This window comes from Micromonospora sp. RL09-050-HVF-A, assembly GCF_019374995.1.
Classification (GTDB): domain Bacteria; phylum Actinomycetota; class Actinomycetes; order Mycobacteriales; family Micromonosporaceae; genus Micromonospora; species Micromonospora antibiotica.
The window spans coordinates 2,749,863-2,768,217 of the sequence record NZ_JAGKQP010000002.1 but is presented as its reverse complement, the minus strand read 5'-3'; the positions used below and the strand labels follow the sequence as shown (position 1 = coordinate 2,768,217).

The 18,355-nt window shown below is 72.7% G+C and carries 17 protein-coding genes; 13 read left to right on the top strand and 4 right to left on the bottom strand.

From position 1 onward, the window contains the following. Nucleotides 1–3: 3 nt before the first annotated feature. The gene (locus J7462_RS11830; RefSeq protein WP_219464100.1) at nucleotides 4–261 is read right to left on the bottom strand and encodes a DUF3040 domain-containing protein; all 258 of its coding nucleotides are present in this window, start codon (nucleotides 259–261) and stop codon (nucleotides 4–6) included. 640 nt (nucleotides 262–901) lie between these two features. On the opposite strand from J7462_RS11830, the gene J7462_RS11825 reads away from it, so the two are divergent. Genes J7462_RS11825 through J7462_RS11805 form a run of 5 tightly spaced genes read left to right on the top strand, consistent with a single transcriptional unit; the run spans nucleotide 902 to nucleotide 7,073 of the window. Continuing rightward, on the top strand, nucleotides 902–2,881 hold the full coding sequence (locus J7462_RS11825; RefSeq protein WP_219464098.1) for a DUF1800 domain-containing protein: 1,980 nt from the start codon (nucleotides 902–904) through the stop codon (nucleotides 2,879–2,881). Between the two features lie 44 nt (nucleotides 2,882–2,925). Further along, nucleotides 2,926–4,293: a DUF1501 domain-containing protein gene (locus J7462_RS11820; RefSeq protein ID WP_308290869.1), complete on the top strand. Its 1,368-nt coding sequence runs from the start codon at nucleotides 2,926–2,928 to the stop codon at nucleotides 4,291–4,293. After that, nucleotides 4,290–5,711, top strand: a complete 1,422-nt coding sequence (locus J7462_RS11815; RefSeq protein WP_219464095.1) for a ferric reductase-like transmembrane domain-containing protein — start codon at nucleotides 4,290–4,292, stop codon at nucleotides 5,709–5,711. The genes J7462_RS11820 and J7462_RS11815 overlap by 4 nt, the downstream gene beginning before the upstream one ends. Before the next feature lie 13 nt (nucleotides 5,712–5,724). Next, the gene (locus J7462_RS11810; protein WP_219464094.1) at nucleotides 5,725–6,303 is read left to right on the top strand and encodes an FMN-binding protein; all 579 of its coding nucleotides are present in this window, start codon (nucleotides 5,725–5,727) and stop codon (nucleotides 6,301–6,303) included. Nucleotides 6,304–6,350: 47 nt separating this feature from the next. Further along, the gene (locus J7462_RS11805) at nucleotides 6,351–7,073 is read left to right on the top strand and encodes an FAD:protein FMN transferase (RefSeq protein ID WP_219470256.1); all 723 of its coding nucleotides are present in this window, start codon (nucleotides 6,351–6,353) and stop codon (nucleotides 7,071–7,073) included. A gap of 461 nt (nucleotides 7,074–7,534) precedes the next feature. Here J7462_RS11805 and J7462_RS11800 read toward each other — a convergent pair whose 3' ends face one another. Beyond that, nucleotides 7,535–8,206 carry a bifunctional DNA primase/polymerase gene (locus J7462_RS11800; RefSeq protein WP_208568795.1) on the bottom strand — a complete coding sequence of 224 codons (672 nt, stop codon included), beginning with the start codon at nucleotides 8,204–8,206 and terminating at the stop codon, nucleotides 7,535–7,537. 251 nt (nucleotides 8,207–8,457) lie between these two features. On the opposite strand from J7462_RS11800, the gene J7462_RS11795 reads away from it, so the two are divergent. From J7462_RS11795 to mctP, 7 genes are all read left to right on the top strand, one after another. Beyond that, a complete protein-coding gene (locus J7462_RS11795) occupies nucleotides 8,458–9,684 on the top strand; it encodes a helix-turn-helix domain-containing protein (protein WP_219464093.1) in 1,227 nt (408 codons plus the stop codon). Nucleotides 9,685–9,700: 16 nt separating this feature from the next. Next, nucleotides 9,701–10,282, top strand: a complete 582-nt coding sequence (locus J7462_RS11790) for a flavoprotein (RefSeq protein ID WP_208568793.1) — start codon at nucleotides 9,701–9,703, stop codon at nucleotides 10,280–10,282. A 55-nt stretch (nucleotides 10,283–10,337) separates the two neighbouring features. Continuing rightward, on the top strand, nucleotides 10,338–11,204 hold the full coding sequence (locus J7462_RS11785; protein WP_219464092.1) for a Nif3-like dinuclear metal center hexameric protein: 867 nt from the start codon (nucleotides 10,338–10,340) through the stop codon (nucleotides 11,202–11,204). Beyond that, on the top strand, nucleotides 11,201–11,938 hold the full coding sequence (locus J7462_RS11780; RefSeq protein WP_219464091.1) for a zinc ribbon domain-containing protein: 738 nt from the start codon (nucleotides 11,201–11,203) through the stop codon (nucleotides 11,936–11,938). Before J7462_RS11785 ends, J7462_RS11780 begins: the two co-directional genes overlap by 4 nt. A gap of 4 nt (nucleotides 11,939–11,942) precedes the next feature. Beyond that, nucleotides 11,943–13,178, top strand: coding sequence for a bifunctional RNase H/acid phosphatase (locus J7462_RS11775; RefSeq protein ID WP_219464090.1), 1,236 nt, complete (start codon nucleotides 11,943–11,945; stop codon nucleotides 13,176–13,178). Between the two features lie 226 nt (nucleotides 13,179–13,404). Next, the gene (locus tag J7462_RS11770) at nucleotides 13,405–13,647 is read left to right on the top strand and encodes a DUF3311 domain-containing protein (protein WP_219464089.1); all 243 of its coding nucleotides are present in this window, start codon (nucleotides 13,405–13,407) and stop codon (nucleotides 13,645–13,647) included. 178 nt (nucleotides 13,648–13,825) lie between these two features. Continuing rightward, the gene (gene mctP, locus J7462_RS11765) at nucleotides 13,826–15,481 is read left to right on the top strand and encodes a monocarboxylate uptake permease MctP (RefSeq protein ID WP_219464088.1); all 1,656 of its coding nucleotides are present in this window, start codon (nucleotides 13,826–13,828) and stop codon (nucleotides 15,479–15,481) included. 287 nt (nucleotides 15,482–15,768) lie between these two features. Here mctP and J7462_RS11760 read toward each other — a convergent pair whose 3' ends face one another. Then, nucleotides 15,769–16,248 (bottom strand): MarR family winged helix-turn-helix transcriptional regulator, encoded by a 480-nt coding sequence (locus J7462_RS11760; protein WP_219464087.1) that lies wholly within the window; start codon nucleotides 16,246–16,248, stop codon nucleotides 15,769–15,771. 69 nt (nucleotides 16,249–16,317) lie between these two features. Between J7462_RS11760 and J7462_RS11755 the strand changes: the two genes are divergently transcribed. Continuing rightward, nucleotides 16,318–17,541: an MFS transporter gene (locus J7462_RS11755; protein WP_219464086.1), complete on the top strand. Its 1,224-nt coding sequence runs from the start codon at nucleotides 16,318–16,320 to the stop codon at nucleotides 17,539–17,541. A gap of 16 nt (nucleotides 17,542–17,557) precedes the next feature. Here the strand turns inward: J7462_RS11755 and J7462_RS11750 are convergent, their stop codons facing one another. Next, nucleotides 17,558–18,319: a sulfite exporter TauE/SafE family protein gene (locus tag J7462_RS11750; RefSeq protein WP_219464085.1), complete on the bottom strand. Its 762-nt coding sequence runs from the start codon at nucleotides 18,317–18,319 to the stop codon at nucleotides 17,558–17,560. Nucleotides 18,320–18,355: the final 36 nt, after the last annotated feature.

Sequence of the window (18,355 nt, the reverse complement as noted above, 5' to 3'; positions counted from 1 at the left end):
GGGTCAACGCCAGCGGTGCCGGAAATGCCACATCAGGCCGGTGTTGGCTGCCACGAGCACGACGCACGCGGCACCGGCCGTCCGTCCGGCCACGACGGTCATCGCGGGCAGCGACGCCCACAGGATGACGGTCAGCAACATCAGCCAGCGTCCGCGCCGGGCCCGGATCCGATGGTCGAGTCTCGCGAAGAACTTCGGGTCGCTCTCCCGGAGCTGCCGGGTGATCTGTTCGAATCTGCGCTGATCCTCTTTGCTGAGCATGGCGGTGCCTTCCCCTCACGGCTGTCAGCGGTTCGGCGGCTTGTCAGCGGTTCGGCGGCTTACCCGCTCCGGCTGCGGGTCACGCCCTCCTGCTGCTGCTACTTTCGGTCCCACCCACCAGCCGAAGGGGACAGGCCGACCGAAGGCGCACCCGGCCGACCGAACGACGCAGAGCGGTCGACGGCACCGCGACAGACCGGCCGACACCGGGCCCGGCTGGCGGACGGGCGCGGCGAGGCTGCGGGTGGCCCGGCCCGGCCTGAGGGTGGGCGGGCCGGGTGAAACCGGGCTGCGGGGGCGTGCGGTGACTCTTCGCCCAGGCTTACCGGTGGCTTAAGTTTCGCTGTGCCGGTGAACGTCGGATGCGGTGACGCGTACCGCTGCGTCGTGACGGCAGGGCTGCCGACGGACACGTCGTCCCTGCTGGGGACGCCGCCGGCCGACCGGGGTGTGGCAGCCCGGCTGATCGGGGTGCTGAGCTGCGGCTTAAGTGCCCGCCGGGGCCGCCGCGACCCGCCTTGAAGGCGCCGCAACCCTTGGCTACCTTCCCCGCAACGACTCCTCCGGCAGCCGCCGCCGCACCCCTGCCCGCCCCCCGGCCGCAGTGGTACGACGCATCGAAAGAAAACGGGACCGGTACATGGCCGACCAGAAGGTGCCACCGCGCCGACCGCACGCCACCGACGAGAGGCGTTCCGGCGCACCCTACGGCGAGCCGACCGCCGGACCCCCGCCGGTGTCCCGGGGACCACAGTGGGTGGGGCCCGAGGGGTTGGGTCGGCAGGCGTTCCACCAGCCGGCCGGCACCGGACTACCGCACCTGGACGACGACGGCGACGCCCGCGACCGGGTCGGCCGGCGGCGCGCACTGGTCGCGCTGGGCGGCACCGCCGCCGTGGTGGCCGGCGGCGCGGCGCTGGCGATGAGCCCCCAGGTGCGGAGCCTGTTCGGTGCCGACGCCGTCGCCGGGGACGCCACCGGCGCCACCGTCACCGACGGCACCCCGGCCCGACCCAGCGGCCAGCAGCCGAGCACGGTACGCACCTACACCGAGCAGAACGAGAGCTACATGGGCTCCCGGGCCGGTGCGGCGCTGAAGAAGAACTCGCCCAACGGCGGGCGGACCTTCTCCGGCCCCGCCGCCGCGGCGGCGGAGACCCCGGTGACGGTGAGGACCGTGCTGGCCAAGGACCCGATCCGGCACCTGGCCAGCCGGGCCACCTTCGGGGCCACCCCGAAGGTGCTCGCCGACATCAGGCGGATGGGCATCGACGCCTGGGTGCGCCAACAGCTCGACCCGGAGAAGATCGCGCCCAGCGCCGCCGAGCTGAAGCTCGCCGAGCTGCCCACCCTCAAGCTGACCAGCCAGCAGCTGCGCGACCAGCGCGAACAGCTCAACGCGCGGGGGGCGCAGCCGGAGCGGGAGATGGTCGACGGCACGCTGGCCCGGCAGATCTGGTCGGAACGGCAGCTGTACGAGGTGATGGTCGACTTCTGGAACGACTTCCTGCACGTCGCCGCGGACTTCGACGGCGGTGAGGCGTACCGCAACTCGTTCGACCGGGACGTGGTCCGCAAGCACGCCATGGGCAGCTACCCGGAGATGCTGGTGGCGGCCAACAGGCACCCGGCGTTGCTGCTCTACCTCAACCAGAACGACTCCCGGGCCGACGCGGTCAACGAGAACCTGGCCCGGGAGAACCTGGAGCTGTACTCGGTCGGGGTCGACGGCGGCTACACCGAGAAGGACGTCCGGCAGGCCGCCCTGCTGCAGACCGGCCGGGGCGTCGACGACGGGCGGTACGTCTTCCGTCCCGAGCGGCACTACCGGGGCAAGGTGAAGATCCTCGGCTTCAGCCACCCCAACGACTCGACCGACCCGAAGAAGGCCGACCAGGTCATCGACGCGTACCTCACGTACCTCGCGCTGCACCCGTCGACCGCCAGGTACGTGGCCCGCAGCCTGGCCACCCGGTTCGTCTCGGACACCCCGCCGAAGTCCCTGGTGGACCGGCTCGCCAACATCTACACGGTCAACAGGGGCTCGGTGAAGCCGCTGCTGATGTCGCTGTTCAGCTCGTCGGAGTTCTGGGCGGCGGTCGGGCAGAAGGTGCGCCGACCGATGGAGTACCTGGTCGCCACGTACCGGACGCTGGGCGTCGGGCCGCAGGCCGGGCCGGGCTTCCGGCAGGGCGACAGCAAACGCACCGCCTTCGCCCAGGGGCTGCGCCAGATCCACGACAAGCTGCGCGAGCTGGGCCAGTACCCGATGGGTCAACCCACCCCCGACGGCTACCCGGACGTCTACGTCGCCTGGACGTCGGCCGGCACGATGGTCAACGGCTGGAACGAGGCCGCGGAGCTGATCGCCGGCCGTCGCACCCAGTTCACGTACACCCGGCCGGAGAAGCTGGTGGCGAAGCCGCCGCCGACCGCCGGGGCGTACGTGGACGCGTTGGCCCTGCGGCTGGTGCACCAGAAGCTGTCGGCGCGGGAGCGCACCCTGATCCTCGGGGTGGCCGGGGTGTCCGCCACCGCACGGGTCGACGCCACGTTCGACGGGGCGATCGCCGCCGTCGCGCGGGCGATCCTCGCGTCCCCCCAGCACCACCTGCGGTGAGGCAGACGATGGACAAGCCGGTGACGCACCCGAGGGAGAAGACCGTGCCCGCGTTCCCCCTGCACCCCGAGTGCCCCGACCTGCGCCGCCTCGCCGACGACCCGACCGAGGCGCTGCTGCGGGCCGAGGCCGACGTCGTCGCCGCCGAGAACGCCGCCGAGGCCGACCGCTACCGCCGGCTGGAGGACCTGGAGGAGGCCCAGCAGGACGGGCGCGGGGTGACCCGGCGGACGTTCGTCGCCGGGGCCGCCGCCACCGCCACCACGCTGGCCACCGCCCAGTTCGTCACCACCTCCGCCTCGTTCGCGGCGACGAGGACCGGCACCCTGATCCACGTCTTCCTCTACGGCGGGCTCGACGGGCTCAGCCTGGTCGCCCCCGCCGACGACCCGGTGCTCGCCAGGGCCCGCCCCGACCTGCTGCTCGGCGGCGACTCGCTGGCCCTGGGCCGGGGCTTCACGCTGACCAGCGCGTTCGCCCCGTTGGAGAAGTGGCTCAGGGCCGGTCAGCTCGGGTTCGTCCCGGCGGTCTCCGACGAGCGGTTGTCGCGCAGCCACTTCCAGGCCGCCGACGCCTGCAACCTGGGCGGTCTGCCCAGCGAGACCGGTGGCCGGGGCTGGCTGGACAGCCTCGTCGACGCCCTCGGCAAGGGCACCGCGTTCCGCAGCGTCGGCATCGGCAGCACGCTGCCCCGCTCGCTGGTCGGCACCAACGGCGCGTTGTCGCTCAACAGCGTCGGCTCGCTGCGGCTCAACGGCGACGACCGCTACCGGGCGGCCACCGAGAAGGCGATCCGGGGCCTGTTCACCGGGATCAACCACCCCGTCGAGGAGGCGGTGATCGAGGGGATGGGTGCGTTGGCGACCGCCCAGCAGCTCGCCGCCAAGCCGTACCAGCCGGCGGAGGGCGTGACCTACCAGGGCGTCGGGTACGCCTTCCAGCAGCTCGCCCAGCTGATCAAGGGCGGGGCGAACGTCCGGGTCGCCACGGTCGGGATGGGCGGCTACGACACCCACGAGAACCAGGGCACCCGCCCCGGCGGTCAGCTGCACCGTCGGCTCGGCGAACTGGCCGGCGCGATGGCGGCGTTCTTCACCGACCTGGGCGACCGGGCCGCCGACGTCACGATCATGGTGTCCAGCGAGTTCGGCCGTCGGGTCGCCTCCAACGGCGGCGGCACCGACCACGGCCACGGCGGGGTGGTCACCATCCTGTCCGGGCGTCGGCTCGCCGGCTCGCTGCTCGGCAGGTGGGACGGATTGAGCGATCTGGACTCGGGAGACGTACCTGAGTACAACAACATGTTCGACGTCTACGGTGCGGTGGCGCAGGGCCGGTTCGGGCTGACCACCGCCCAGGTCGACAAGATCTTCCCGAGGAAGAAGTACACCCCGATGAAGCTCTACGCGTGACCTATCAGGACATGCACGCCGCCGGCCGTCGCACCGGGGACCCGTCCCGGTCCGGCGGCCGGTCGGCTGCGTCCGTACGCCCGCCGCCCGCCCTGCCACGACGGGGGTCGGCCGGTCGGCGGGTGGTGTCCGGGCTGTTCTGGGTGGGCCTGGTGGCCGCGGTGCTGCCGTGGTGGCTCGACACCCCGGCCGGTTCGCTGGCCGGCACCGCCGACGTGCTCACCGCCGCCGGTCGGGTCACCGGCCTGGTCGCCGGCTACCTGCTGCTGGTGCAGGTGCTGATGATGAGCCGGCTCGGGGTGCTGGAACGCGGGGTCGGCGGCGAGCGGCTGTCCCGGGTGCACCGGGACCTGGGCGCGACGCTGCTGGTGGCGGTGCTGGCCCACCTGTCGCTGCTGGTGGTCGGCTACGCGCGCACCCAGGGCAACCCGGTCACCGCCCAGGTGGGGGTGCTGCTGCGTGACTTCGACGACATGGTGTCCGCGTTCGTCGCGGCCGGCATCCTGGTGCTGGTCGGCTGCACCGGCATCCGGGCGGTCCGCCGGGCGGTGCCCTACGAACTCTGGTACCACCTGCACCTGACCAGCTACCTGGCGCTGCTGCTCGGTTTCGGCCACCAGTTCAGCAACGGTGCGCAGCTCTTCCCACCCGGCCCGGTACGCACCGGCTGGATCACCGGCTACCTGCTGGTCGCCGCCGCCCTGGTGTGGGGCCGGCTGGTCGCGCCGCTGCTGCTCAACCTGCGGCACCGGCTGCGGGTGGCCGACGTGGTGGCGGAGAGCCCCGACACGGTGTCGCTCTATCTGACCGGTCGTCGGCTCCAGCAACTCGACCTGCTCGGCGGGCAGTACCTGCGCTGGCGGTTCCTGACCCGGGGCTGCTGGTGGCAGTCACACCCGTTCTCGCTCTCCGCCGCCGCGAACGGCCGCTGGCTGCGGCTGACCGTCAAGGTGGTCGGCGGGCACACCGCCGACCTGCGCGACCTCGACCCCGGCACCCGGGTCTGGGTGGAGGGCCCGTCCGGCACGTTCACCGCCGCGCACCGGACCCGGGACCGGGCTCTGCTGATCGCCGGTGGCAGCGGCATCGGACCGCTGCGGGCGATGCTTGAGGAGTTGCCACCCGGCGCGGCCCTGATCTACCGGGCCCGCACCCCGGCCGACGTGCTGCTGCACCACGAGCTGGACTGGTTGGCCGAGGCCCGGCAGACGTCGGTCTGGTATGTCATCGGCTCCCGGGACGACCCCGGCCCCCGCCAGGTGATGAGCCCGGACGGGCTGCGCCGGCTGGTGCCCGACCTGATCCGCCGCGACGTGTACCTGTGCGGGCCGGAGGGGCTGGTCGAGTCGTCGATGCGGGTGCTCCGCCAGGCCGGTGTGCCCCGCCGGCAGATCCACCTCGCCCCGTTCGAGCTGTAGGAAGGCACCTGACATGCGTCGCGCGCTGCTCGCGATCACCGGGCTGGCCGCCGGCACCACCGCCCTGGTGGTGCTCAAGGGCGCACCGGACGCCCGCCAGGTCGCCCAGGACCTGCCGGCCGGTGCGCCGGGCGGCACCACTGCGGCCACACCCGGCGCGGCTCCGGAGCGGGCCGCCGCGAAACCCCGACCGACCGGCCGACCCGACACCACCGCGGCCCGCACCCCGGGGGCGGGCCGGACCGGCACCGGAGCCGGCCCACGCAGCACCCCGGCCGCCCCGAGGACCAGCGCCGCCGCGCCGAAGTCGACCACCCGCAAGGTCACCGGGCCGGTGGTCGTCACGGAGTTCGGCAACGTGCAGGTGCAGATCACCGTCACCGGCACGAAGATCGTCAACGCGGTGGCCCTGGAACTGCCCCAGGGCGGCCAGTCCGACCTGCGCAGCAACCGGGTCGACGACACCTACAGCGGCACCTCCGGCACGGTGGTACGCCAGCAGGACGCCAACCTGGACACCGTCTCCCAGGCGACCGCCACCAGCAACGGTTACCGGCAGTCGTTGCAGGCCGCCCTCGACCAGGTGCGCTGATGACCGCGCCGGTGACCCGGCCCGGCCTGCGCCGGGTCGAGCAGGTGATGGGTACGGCGATCAGCCTGGACCTCGCCGACGACCTGCCCGCCGCCATCCTGCGCGAGTTGGCCGACGACACGTTCCACTGGCTGCGCGAGGTCGACGCCCGGTTCACCACCTACGCCGAGGACAGCGAGGTGCGCCGCGTCGACCGGGGGGAGTTGCCGCTGTCCGGGGCGTCGGCGGACCTGCGGGCGGTGCTGGCCCGCTGCGCCGACCTGTGGGGCGACACCGACGGCTTCTTCGACGCGTACGCCACCGGGCGGCTGGACCCCTCCGGTTACGTGAAGGGCTGGGCGGCGCAGGTCGCCTCGGACCGGCTGGTGGCCGCCGGGGCGGTCGACCACTGCCTCAACGCCGGCGGTGACGTCCGGGTACGCGGGCACTCGTCGTCCGGGCGGCCGTGGCGGATCGGCGTCCGGCACCCCTGGGACGCGTACGCCACCTGCCTGGTGCTCACCGGCACCGATCTGGCGGTCGCCACCTCGGGCGTCTACGAGCGGGGCCACCACGTCGTCGATCCCCGGCGGGGCGGCCCGGCCCGGGGGCTGCGCTCGGTCACCGTGGTCGGCCCGGACCTGGGCGTCGCCGACGCGTACGCCACGGCGGCGGTGGCGATGGGCGTGGCCGGGATCGGCTGGCTCGACCGGCTGCCCGGCCACCTGCACGCGGTGGTCACCGACGACGGTCGGCTGCTGCGCTCCACCGCCCTGCCGCTGGCCGACTGACCGCCCGTGCCGAGTGTCACCAGGTCGGTGGACGACGCGCGCCGACGCACAGGTCGGCGGCCCGCAGTCCGGGGTGCTCCGGGCCGTGTGGGTTGCGGGCGTTCACCGGGCCGCGTGGGGTGCAAATTTTCACCCGGCCGGGCGCGGTGTGGGCTCTCACCCGAGCGTGCCCGGTGCGGGCGTTCACCGGGCTGTGCGGTGGGTGCCGGCCGGGCGGGAGCCGGTCGGCCGGGGGCGGCCGGGTCGGGAACCGGCGGGCCGGGTGTCCGACCAGTGTCGGGGCCGTCGCCGGTGGGGTGGTTCGGTGCCGCCGGTGTGCCGCATCTCGTCGTCCCTGGCCATGTCCTACCCCCGCTCCGGTGGCGCGTGCGCGCCGTCGTGGTGTGCAACGAGTCCGGCGTCGGCGGGGACGTTGGCGGGAACCCGACCCCGCCGACGCCCGTCCCGTCGCGCCCCGGCGGTCAGTGGCCGCGGCGGGGCAGCGGGAGCTGGCCGGGCAGCAGCTCCGGGGTCAGCGTCACCCCGTCGGCCCGCAACGCCCCGATCAAAGTGTTCTGCAACAGGTACGAGTCGGGCAGCTGCCAGCGGGCCTGCTCGGGGGCGACCGCCCAGCGCACCGGTCCCTCGGGCAGCCTGGTGGGGGGCGCGGGGATCCACGAGCCGGTGCCGTGCCGGACCACGTGGAAGCAGTGTTCCAGCTCGGGGCGCAGCGGGTCACCGGGGCGGACCAGGAACATCCACCGTCCGGTCGGGGTCACCACCACTGGACCCCGGGCCCCGGGGCCGGCGGGGTGGCCGGGCACGGCGTCGAGCAGCCGGCGGCCCAGGTGCGCCGACACCTCCAGCACGTCGAACGCCCGACCGGTGGGCAGCAGCACCCCGTGCGGGCGGCTGCGCCACCAGGTGGCCACCCGGGCCGGGTCGGTGCTCGCCCCCCGTTCCCAGTTCTCCAGCGCGGGATGGCAGCCGACGGTGGGACAGCCGGCCCGGCCGCACACGAAGCGGCTGCGCGCCAAACAGGCGCCGGGGGTCACCTCCCAGCCGTGCACCGCGTACCGCACGGCGATCCGGCGCAGCCGGACCCGTTCGATCGGCGACAGCTGGGCGACCCGTGGCCCGACGTTCCCCCACATGTCCCGTGCTCTCCTCTGGCCTCGACCGGTCACCCGCCACCCCTCACGTCGAGCGCCGTCACTGTCGTGATCCGGGATCGTTGACCTGACGAACGGCTCATGCAACTTGCACGAAGGTACGAAAAGCAGGTGTACGAACGACGTACACCCTGTGCGACCAGCGAATACCTGGGACGGACGGATCGGAGGCGCCCAGTGCGGGTCGTCCGGAGCCCGGTCGGACGACCCACGAGGGGGAGGAACGGGAGAAGATGGACGAGCTTCCGATAGGGCGGCGGGTGGCCTACTGGCGCGGACGGCGCAAAATGTCCCAGCAGGTCTTCGCCGACCGACTCGGCAAGTCCAAGAGCTGGGTCGACAAGGTCGAGCGCGGGGTCCGCCGGCTGGACAAGTTCTCCGTGCTGTACGAGATCGCCGTGATCCTCCGGATCGACGTGCAGCTGCTGCTCGGCAAGGACCCGGAACGGCGCAGCGACGCGTTCAGCTGCATCGACCAGGTCGAGGTGCAGGAGATCCGGGCCGCCCTGGAGCAGTACGCCTCGATGACCGTCTACTTCGACGCCGTGGCGTACCCGCCGCCGCTGTCCGACATGCGCAAGGCCGTCACGCACGCCTGGCTCACCTACCAGTACGGCCGCTACGGGATGCTCACCCGGGCGCTGCCGAAGCTGCTGCGGGAGGCCCAGGCGGCCGACGCCGGCTACGGCGGGGAGCAGGGCAAGGAAGCCGCCCACCTGCTCGGGCAGGTCTACCAGATCGCCTCCTCGGTCCTACGCAAGCTCGGCGAGTGCGAGCTGGCCTGGTTGGCGGCCGACCGGTCGATGGCGGTCGCCCAGCGCGCCGACGACCAGTTGCTGGCCGGCGTCGCCACCGCCCGGGTCTGCAACGCGCTGGTGGCGATGGGCCGGGCCCGGCCCGCCCTGGAGCTGAACGTCAGCATCGCCAACCGGCTCGCCCCCGGCGGCATGAACGACAGCGCGCCGGACCGGCTCTCCGTCTACGGCATGCTGCTGTTGCAGGGCGCGATGGCGGCGGCCCGGTTCGGCGACTCGGACACGGTCGAGGACCTGCTGCACGGGGCCCACGAGGCGGCCCTGATGCTCGGCGGCGACGAGAACCACTACTGGACCTCGTTCGGCCCGACCAACCTGGAGCTGCACCGGGCCGCCGCCGCCGTGGAGCTGGGCGACGGCGGGCGGGCCGTGGAGATCCACCAGCGCATCCCCGAGCCGAGCTTCAACGGGCTGCTGCCCGAACGCCGGGCCCACCACCTGCTCGACATCGCCCGGGGCTACGCCCAGCTCGGTGACGTCGCCAAGGCGGGGGAGATGCTGCTGCGCGGTGACCGGCTCGCCCCGTCCGAGATCCGCTGCCGACCCATCGCCCACGAAGTGATGTCCGACGTGCTGCGTCGCACACGGGGTGCGTTGCCCGCGCCGATAGCGGAGTTGGCTGAGCAGATGGGAGTCGGAGTATGAACACGGCGGCGGCCGGATGAGCGGCAGCCCCCACCAGAGCAGTGAGCACCGCGGAGTGCTCTACGTCATCGCCTGCGGTTCGCCGCTGGCCCGTCACCTCGATCGACTCGTCGGCCTCGCCCAGGACGACGGCTGGGAGGTCTGCGTCGTCACCACCCCCGACGGGGCCAAGTTCGTGGACCGGGCCGAGCTGGCCCGGCAGACCGGGCACCCGGTGCGTACCCATTACAAGAATCCGGGCGACCCGGATCTGCTGCCCCCGGCGGACGCGATGGTGGTCTGCCCGGCGACCGTCAACACGGTCAACAAATGGGCGGCCGGGATCACCGACACCCTGGCGCTGGGCCTGCTGGTCGAGGGGCAGGGCCGGGGGGTGCCGGTGGTGGTGGTGCCGTTCACCAACGCGGCGATGGCCGCGCACCCGGCGTTCCGGGCCGGTCTGCAACGGCTGGGCGAGTGGGGTGCCACGGTGCTCTTCGGCGACCACGTCTACCCGCTGCACCCGCCCGGCACGGGGGAACGGCACCTGCACACCTTCCCGTGGGAGGCGGCGGTGGCGGCCCTGCCCGACCGGTCCCGGGCCGCCTCGGCCGCCTGACCCGCCGGACGGGCGTGGGCGTGGCCGCCAGTGCGCGCCGGTAAGCTGACCGGCCGTGAGCACAACCGCGTCCCCGCCGTCCGTCGCCGACGTCGTCACCGAGCTGGACCGGCGTTACCCGCCGGCCTGGGCCGAGGAGTGGGACCGGGTCGGTCTGGTGCTCGGCGAGCCCACCGACCCGGTCCGCCGGGTCTACGGCACGGTGGACGTCGTTCCCGAGACGGTCGCCGAGGCCCTCGCCGCCGGGGCCGACCTGATCGTCGCGCACCATCCGCTGCTGCTGCGTGGTGTGTCCTCGGTCGCCCCGACCACCTGGAAGGGGCGGATCGTGCACGACCTGATCCGCGCCGGGGTGGCCCTCTACGTGGCGCACACCAACGCCGACATCGCCGCGCCGGGTGTCTCCGACGCGCTGGCCGCCCGGTTCGGGCTGACCGGCCTGCGTCCCCTCGCGCCGTCCGCCCCCGGTGCCCCGTCCGCCGGTGGTGGTCGGGGCATCGGCCGCATCGGCGAGCTGCCCGCCCCGCTGACGCTGGCCGAGCTGACCCGGCACGCCGCCGCCGTCCTGCCCGCCACGGTCTGGGGGGTTCGCGCCGGAGGCGATCCCGGGCGTATCGTGCGTACCCTCGCGGTCAGCGGTGGCTCGGGCGAAGGTTTCCTGGCTGCCGCGTCCGCCGCCGGGGTGGACGCGTTCCTCAGCTCCGACCTGCGGCACCACCCCTCCGGTGAGCACCTCGCCGCCGGTGGGCCCGCCCTGTTGGAGGCCGCGCACTGGGCGACCGAACGACCCTGGCTGGACGACGTGGCCGCCCACCTGCGGGCCGACTTCGGCGTCGAGACCGTGGTGTCCGATCTGGACACCGACCCGTGGACCGTGCACGCCGCCGCACCCGCGATGGACGACAAGGAGCCCCGACCGTGAAGGCTGAACCCCAGGTCCAGCGCCGCCTGCTCGATCTCCAGGCGATCGACACCACCCTCGCCCAGCTCGCCCACCGCCGCCGGTCGCTGCCCGAACGGGCCGAACTGGAGGGCCTGGCCCGGGAGCTGTCCGCGCTGGAGGACGAGCGGGTCCGCGCCCAGGTCGCCGTCGACGACCTGGACCGCGACATCGCCCGGCTGGAGAAGGACATCGACCAGGTCCGGGCCCGCAAGAGCAAGGACGAGTCCCGGTTGGCCAGCGGCAGCGGGCCGGCCCGCGAGCTGGAGGCGCTCCAGCACGAGCTGGTCTCCCTCAACCGCCGCCAGGGTGACCTGGAGGACGCCGAGTTGGAGCTGATGGAGCAGCGGGAGACGGCGCAAGCCACCCTCGACGGGATCGAGTCCCGGCTCGCCGAGACCCGGGACCGGCGGGCCGCCGCCGAGCAGCGCCGCGACGAGAGCCTCGCCGCCATCGCCAAGGAGGAGGAGTTCAAGCAGGGCGCGCGCAAGCCGCTCGCCGCGGACCTCCCCGCCGACCTGGTCACCCTCTACGACAAGATCCGCGCGGACACCGGCCTCGGTGCGGCGCTGCTCACCGCGGGCCGTTGCGGTGGCTGCCGGCTGGAGCTGTCCGGCGCGGACCTGGCCCGGATCCGCAGTTCGGACCCGGACGAGGTGGTCCGCTGCGAGGACTGCCGGCGGATCATGGTGCGTACCAACGAGTCGGGGCTGTAGCCCGGTGGCGGTACGCGCGGTCGTCATCGAGGCCGACGGCGGGTCGCGGGGCAACCCCGGGCCGGCCGGTTTCGGTGCCGTGGTCCGGGACCCGACCTCCGGCGAGGTGCTGGCCGAACGCGCCGAGGCGATCGGGACGGCCACCAACAACGTCGCCGAGTACCGGGGGCTGATCGCCGGGCTGGAGGCCGCCGCCGAGCTGGGCGCGGTCGAGGTCGACGCCCGGATGGACTCCAAGCTGGTCGTCGAGCAGATGTGCGGCCGGTGGCAGATCAAGCACCCCGGGCTGCGTCCGCTCGCCGCGCGGGCCGCCGCCCTGGTGGACCGCTTCGACACCGTCCGGTTCAGTTGGATCCCCCGGGAACGCAACCGGCACGCCGATGCCCTGGCGAACGCGGCGATGGACGCCGCCGTCGGCAAACCGTCCCGCGCGGTGGCCGTACCGGCCGGCGGCGAGGCGTCCCGGTCTCCCGGTGACGAGCCGTCCCGGTCGGTGGCGGGCGTCGACTCGCCGGGCCGGGCGCAGGCCCGCGAGGTGGCCGCCCGTGCCGCCACCCGCAGCGCCGGGACCGACCCGGCGACCGCCAAGGCGTCCTGGGAGCCGAGGCCGAGCTTCACCGCCACCCGGCTGATCCTGGTCCGGCACGGAGAGACCGAGTGGACCGTGCAGCACCGCTACGCCGGCCGCGCCGACGTGCCGCTGTCCGAGTCCGGCCAGGCCCAGGCGCGGGCCACCGCCACCCGGGTGGCCGCGCTGGCCCCGTCCGTCGCGGCCGTGCTCAGCTCCCCGCTGTCCCGGTGTACGGCCACCGCCGAGGCGATCGCCGGGGCGCTCGGCGGTCTGCCGGTCCGTCGGCAGGACGACTGGGTCGAGTGCGACTTCGGCGACTGGGACGGCCACACCTTCGCCGAGGTACGCGACCGGTGGCCGGGCGAACTGGACGCCTGGCTCGCCTCCACCCGGGTGGCCCCGCCGGGCGGTGAGTCGTTCACCGAGGTCGGGCAGCGCGTCGACCGGGCGATGGTGGCGCTGCGGGAGGCGTACCCCGGGGAGACCGTGGTGGTCGTCTCGCACGTCTCGCCGATCAAGCTGGCGTTGCGCGACGCCCTCGCGGCCGGCGACGCCATCCTGCACCGGCTCTACCTGGACGCGGCCGGCATCTCGGTGCTCGACATGTGGCCCGACGGGGGCGTCGCCGTCCGCTCCGTCAACGACACCGCCCACCTCCCGACCCGCTGATCACGGATAGTCCGTCGGCCGGCCCGGGCCGGTTCGTCGTTTCCCGGTTCGTCGTGAGTCGCCGCATCGTTCGTCGTGGGTCGATGTGTCGGCCCGTGCGTCGCGCCGTTCGGCGCAGCCGGGCGGCCGTTGAGCGCATCGTCGCGCGCCGATTGAACGTGATCGGGTTCACCGGGTCGTAGCGTCCGGCCGTTACTGGCCGGCACGACTACCGGAGGTGGGTCAGATGACCGCTGCCGAACCGGAGACGCCGCGTGCGGCGTCGTCCAGGGCGAAGGACCACAGCCCCTGGAACTGGTTGCTCTTCATCCCGATCGTGGTACCGCTGATCCCGATGTTCTTCAATGCGGACTCGCCCCGGTTGTTCGGCTTTCCGCGCTTCTACTGGCTGCAACTGGTCTGGATCCTGCTCGGCGTGGCCACCACCACGCTGGTCTACCAGATGACCAAGAAGCGGGGGCACCGGTGAGCGCGAGGAGTGAGCCGGGTTTGCGAGCCCCGCAGTCGCGAACGGAAGGTGGCTCGGTGAGCGCGAGGAGTGAGCCGGGTTTGCGAGCCCCGCAGTCGCGAACGGAAGAGGGTCCGGTGAGCGCGAGGAGTGAGCCGGGTTTGCGAGCCCCGCAGTCGCGAACGGAGGGGGTGCTCTGATGTGGCGCGATCACTTGACCGAGATCATCGTCTTCTCGGCGCTGTTCCTGCTGGTCAGCGGCATGGGTTTCGTGGCGGCCCGGTGGCGGGCGCCGAAGGACATGGCCCACCTCGACGAGTGGGGGCTGGGCGGGCGCAGCTTCGGCGGCTGGATCACCTGGTTCCTGGTCGGCGGTGACCTCTACACGGCGTACACGTTCGTGGCGGTGCCGGCGCTGATGTTCGGGGCGGGCGCGGCCGGGTTCTTCGCCGTGCCGTACACGATCGTCATCTATCCGCTGGTGTTCCTGGTGCTCTGCCGGCTCTGGTCGGTGTCGCACCGGCACGGCTTCGTCACGCCGGCCGACTTCGTCCGCCGCCGGTTCGACTCGCCGGTGCTGGCGCTGCTGATCGCGATCACCGGCATCGTCGCGACCATGCCGTACATCGCGTTGCAGTTGGTGGGCATCGAGGCGGTGCTCAAGACGATGGGGGTCACCGGGGACAGCGCGGTGGCGCGGCACCTGCCGATCATCATCGCCTTCGCGATCCTGGCCGCCTACACCTACCAGTCGGGGCTGCGTGCTCCGGCGCTGATCGCGTTCGTCAAGGACACCCTGATCTACATCGTCATCCTGGTGGCGGTGATCTACCTGCCGTACAAGCTGGGGGGTTGGGGTTCGATCTTCGACGCGGCGGACGCGAAGTTCGCCGCCTCACCCAATCCGAACGACGGCATCCTGCTCAACGCCAACAACCAGCTCCAGTACGTCACCCTGGCGTTCGGTTCGGCGCTGGCGCTGTTCCTCTATCCGCACAGCATCACCGGCGTGCTGGCCAGCCGGAACCGGGACGTGATCAAGCGGAACATGTCGGCGTTGCCGGCGTACAGCCTGCTGCTCGGCCTGATCGCGCTGCTCGGTTTCATGGCCATCGCGGCCGGGGTGAAGCCGCTGCCCGGGGCGAAGGAGGGCACCGTCGACAGCAACACGGTGGTGCCGGTGCTGTTCGACCAGCAGTTCCCGGACTGGTTCGCGGGGGTGGCGTACGCGGCGATCGGCATCGGCGCGCTGGTGCCGGCGGCGATCATGTCGATCGCGGCGGCGAACCTGTTCACCCGCAACATCTACAAGGAGTACCTGAAGCGGGACGCCAGCCCGGCCCAGGAGGCGAACGTCTCGAAGATCACCTCGCTGGTGGTCAAGGTCGGCGCGGTGGCCTGCATCGTCTTCCTCGACCCGCAGTTCTCCATCGACCTCCAGCTCATCGGCGGTGTGATCATCCTGCAGACGCTGCCGGCGGTGGCGCTGGGCCTCTACACCCGCTGGTTCCACCGGGGCGCGCTGATCGCCGGCTGGGCGGCCGGCATGGGGTTGGGCATGTGGATGCTCTACCAGATCCCCAACCCGGCGTCGAAGCGCGCGCACTTCGGCGGGTCGGCGTTCCCGCTGTCCGACTTCGGCTTCGACACCAAGAAGACGATCTATGTCGGCATCGTGGCCGTGCTGGTGAACCTGGTGGTGGCGGCCCTTGCCACGCTGGCACTGCGGGCGGCGAAGGTGGCCGAGGGAGTGGACGGCACCACCCCCGACGACTACTTCGCCGACGAGGGCGACCCCCGCGTCACCCCCGACCCCGCCCGCGCCACCGACCCGGCCCGCGAACCAATCGCCTAACCCCGCCTCCCCGCCTCCCTGCCTCGCCCCCGCCTCCCCGCCTCGCCCCCCCGCCTGCCCCTGTTGATCAAGAGCTTTACGTCAACATCCGACCAAGAACTGACGCAAACCTCTTGATCACGCGACCGGCCCGGTCACCGTGCCCCGGGTCGGCCGGCTGGGGCTGGTGATCAAGAGGTTTGCGTCAAGTTCGATCTTCAAGTTGACGCAAACCTCTTGATCAACGGGGGTGGGCGGGGGGCGAGGCGGGGGTGGAGGGGAGCGGGCGGGGTGGGGTGGGGGTGGGGTTAGGGGCGGCGGGTGCGGGTGTCCAGGGCCTGGTTGAGGCGGGTCAGGAGGGTGGCCAGGGTGTCGCGGTCGGTGGGGGTCCAGTCGGCCAGGATGTCGCCGTAGAGCCGGGTCCGGGCGGCCCGGACGGCGGCCATCCGGTGCAGGCCGGCGGGGGTGGGAGAGATCACCGTGCCCCGGCCGTCCGCCGGGTCGGGGGCGCGGGCGATCAGGCCGTCGCGTTGCAGCGCCGACACCTGGCGGGTGACCGTGGAGCCGTCGAGGTTGAGCCGGGCGGCCAGCGCCGAGACGTTCTGCGGGCCGGTGGTGTCCAGGTGGCGCAGGATCACGTACGCCGCCCGGTCGAGGACCCGGTGCTCGGCGCTGCCGGTGGCCCGGCGGGTGGCCTCGCCCAGTCGCATCAACAGGGCGACCTCGGTCTCGATCCGGCCGAGGGTGGCCTCGTCCGACTCCGTTCGCTTCGCCTGGTCGTCGCTCATAGCTGTATGATACAACAGAATTAACTGTATGATACAGCTATCTGCGGCTTCGGCCCGACAGGAGGCGGAGTGGACCGGCGAACCGAGCCCCACCGCAGTGCCATCTACGCCACCACGCTGGTGGCCTTCCTCGCCATCGCCGGCATCGCCGTGGTGGACCCCATCCTGCCCGCCATCGGCACCGCGATCGGGGTCACCGCCTGGCAGGTCGAGCTGCTCTTCACGGCGTACATCGCGGTGATGGCGGTCGGGATGATCCCGGCGACCCTGGCCAGCGGACGCTTCGGCTTCAAACCGGTGCTCGTCACCGGCGTCTCGGTGGTCGGGCTGGCCGCCATCGCCGCCTCGTTCAGCAACGACATCGTGCAACTGTCGGTGCTGCGCGGCGTCTGGGGGCTGGGCAACGCGATGTTCTTCGCCACCGCCATGGTGGTCCTGGTCAACCTCGCCAACGACCGGGAATGGGTGGTCGGCCTCTTCGAGACCGCACTCGGCCTCGGCTTCGCCGTCGGCCCGCTGATCGGCGGCCTACTCGGCGAGATCAGCTGGCGACTGCCGTTCTTCGTCTGCGGCATGTTCATGGTGTTCGCCCTGCTGGTCGCCGCCCGCAAGCTCCGTGAGCCGACCAACCGGCAGCCGCCCGTACGACTGGGGCAGATCTTCGCCACCTACCGCCGGCCGGCGTTCCTCATCCTCTGCGTGGTCACCGCCGCCTACAACTTCGTCTTCTTCGTGGTGCTCGGCTACACGCCGCTCTTCCTCGGCCTCGACGTCATTCCCCTCGGCCTCGCCTTCACCGGCTGGGGCCTCGGCCTGGCCGCCGGCATCCTGCTCATCGGCCACCGGCTCGCCCACCGGATCGGCGCGGTGCAGACCGTCGGGGTGGCCCTCGTGGGCCTGCTGGCCTGCATGGTCCTCTTCGCCACCTCGGCCGGCACCGCCGAGTCGCTCGTGGTGCTCGTCGTCGCCGGCCTGTGCATGGGCCTGGCCAACGCCAACCTCACCGACCTGGCCCTCGGCCTCGGCTCCGCCGACCGCCGGGTCGCCACCGGCGCGTTCAACCTGGTCCGCTGGGGTGCCGCCGCACCCGCGCCGATCCTGGCCGGCAAGCTCGCCGAGCACAGCCTGACGCTGCCGTTCTGGGTCGGCGCCGGGGTGCTCGCCGTCGGCCTGCTCGTCTACCTGACCTTCGCCCACCTGATGGCCGCCGGCTACGGCGAACGGCTGCGCTGGTCCCACTGGAACCGGGCCGCCCGGCAGGCCGAGCACGAACCCGTCGGGGAGGCCTACTGAACGGCCCCGGGGCTGCTCAGCCCAGCGCCCGCCAGAGCAGGTAGAGACCGATCGCCGTACCGAAGCAGACGATCAGCGTCCGGAGCACCACCGGCGGCAACCGGCGGGTCACCCGCGCCCCCACGTACCCGCCGAGCATCGTGGCCGGCGCGACCACCGCGACCGCCGCCCAGTTGACCGGCCCGAACAGGGCGAACACCACAAGCGTGGTCAACCCCACCACGGCCGACAGCAGGTTCTTCACCGCCGACACCCGGGCCAGCGTCGCGTCGAGCACCAGGGCCAGGCCGGCCACCAACATCACCCCGAGCGCCGCGCCGAAATAGCCGCCGTACACCGTGCCGACCGCGACCATCGCCTGCACCGTGAGGGTACGGCGGCGCGGGCCCAACTCGGCCGGATGACCGACCAGCCGGCGCAGCGGCCCCTGGAACGCCAACACCGCCGTGGCCCCGAGCACCAGGAACGGCACCACCAGGTCGAACGCCCGCGCCGGGGTGGCCAGTAGGAGCAGACAGCCGACCCCCGTGCCGAGCACCGCCGTCGGCAGCAACGGCCACAGCGTCCGCCGGTGCGGCAGATCCATCCGGCTGCCCGCCACACTCGCCGCATAACCGGGAAAGACCGACACCGAGTTGCTGACGTTCGCCGCCACGGGCGGAATGCCCACCGCGATCATCGCCGGAAAGGTGATCAGGGAACCACCGCCGGCCGCCGCGTTCACCGTGCCTGCGGCGAGACCGGCGATGACCAGCAGTACGGCTTCGGAGAGGTCCATGGGGCCCAGAGGCTAGTACGCCCTGATCAGAGCCCC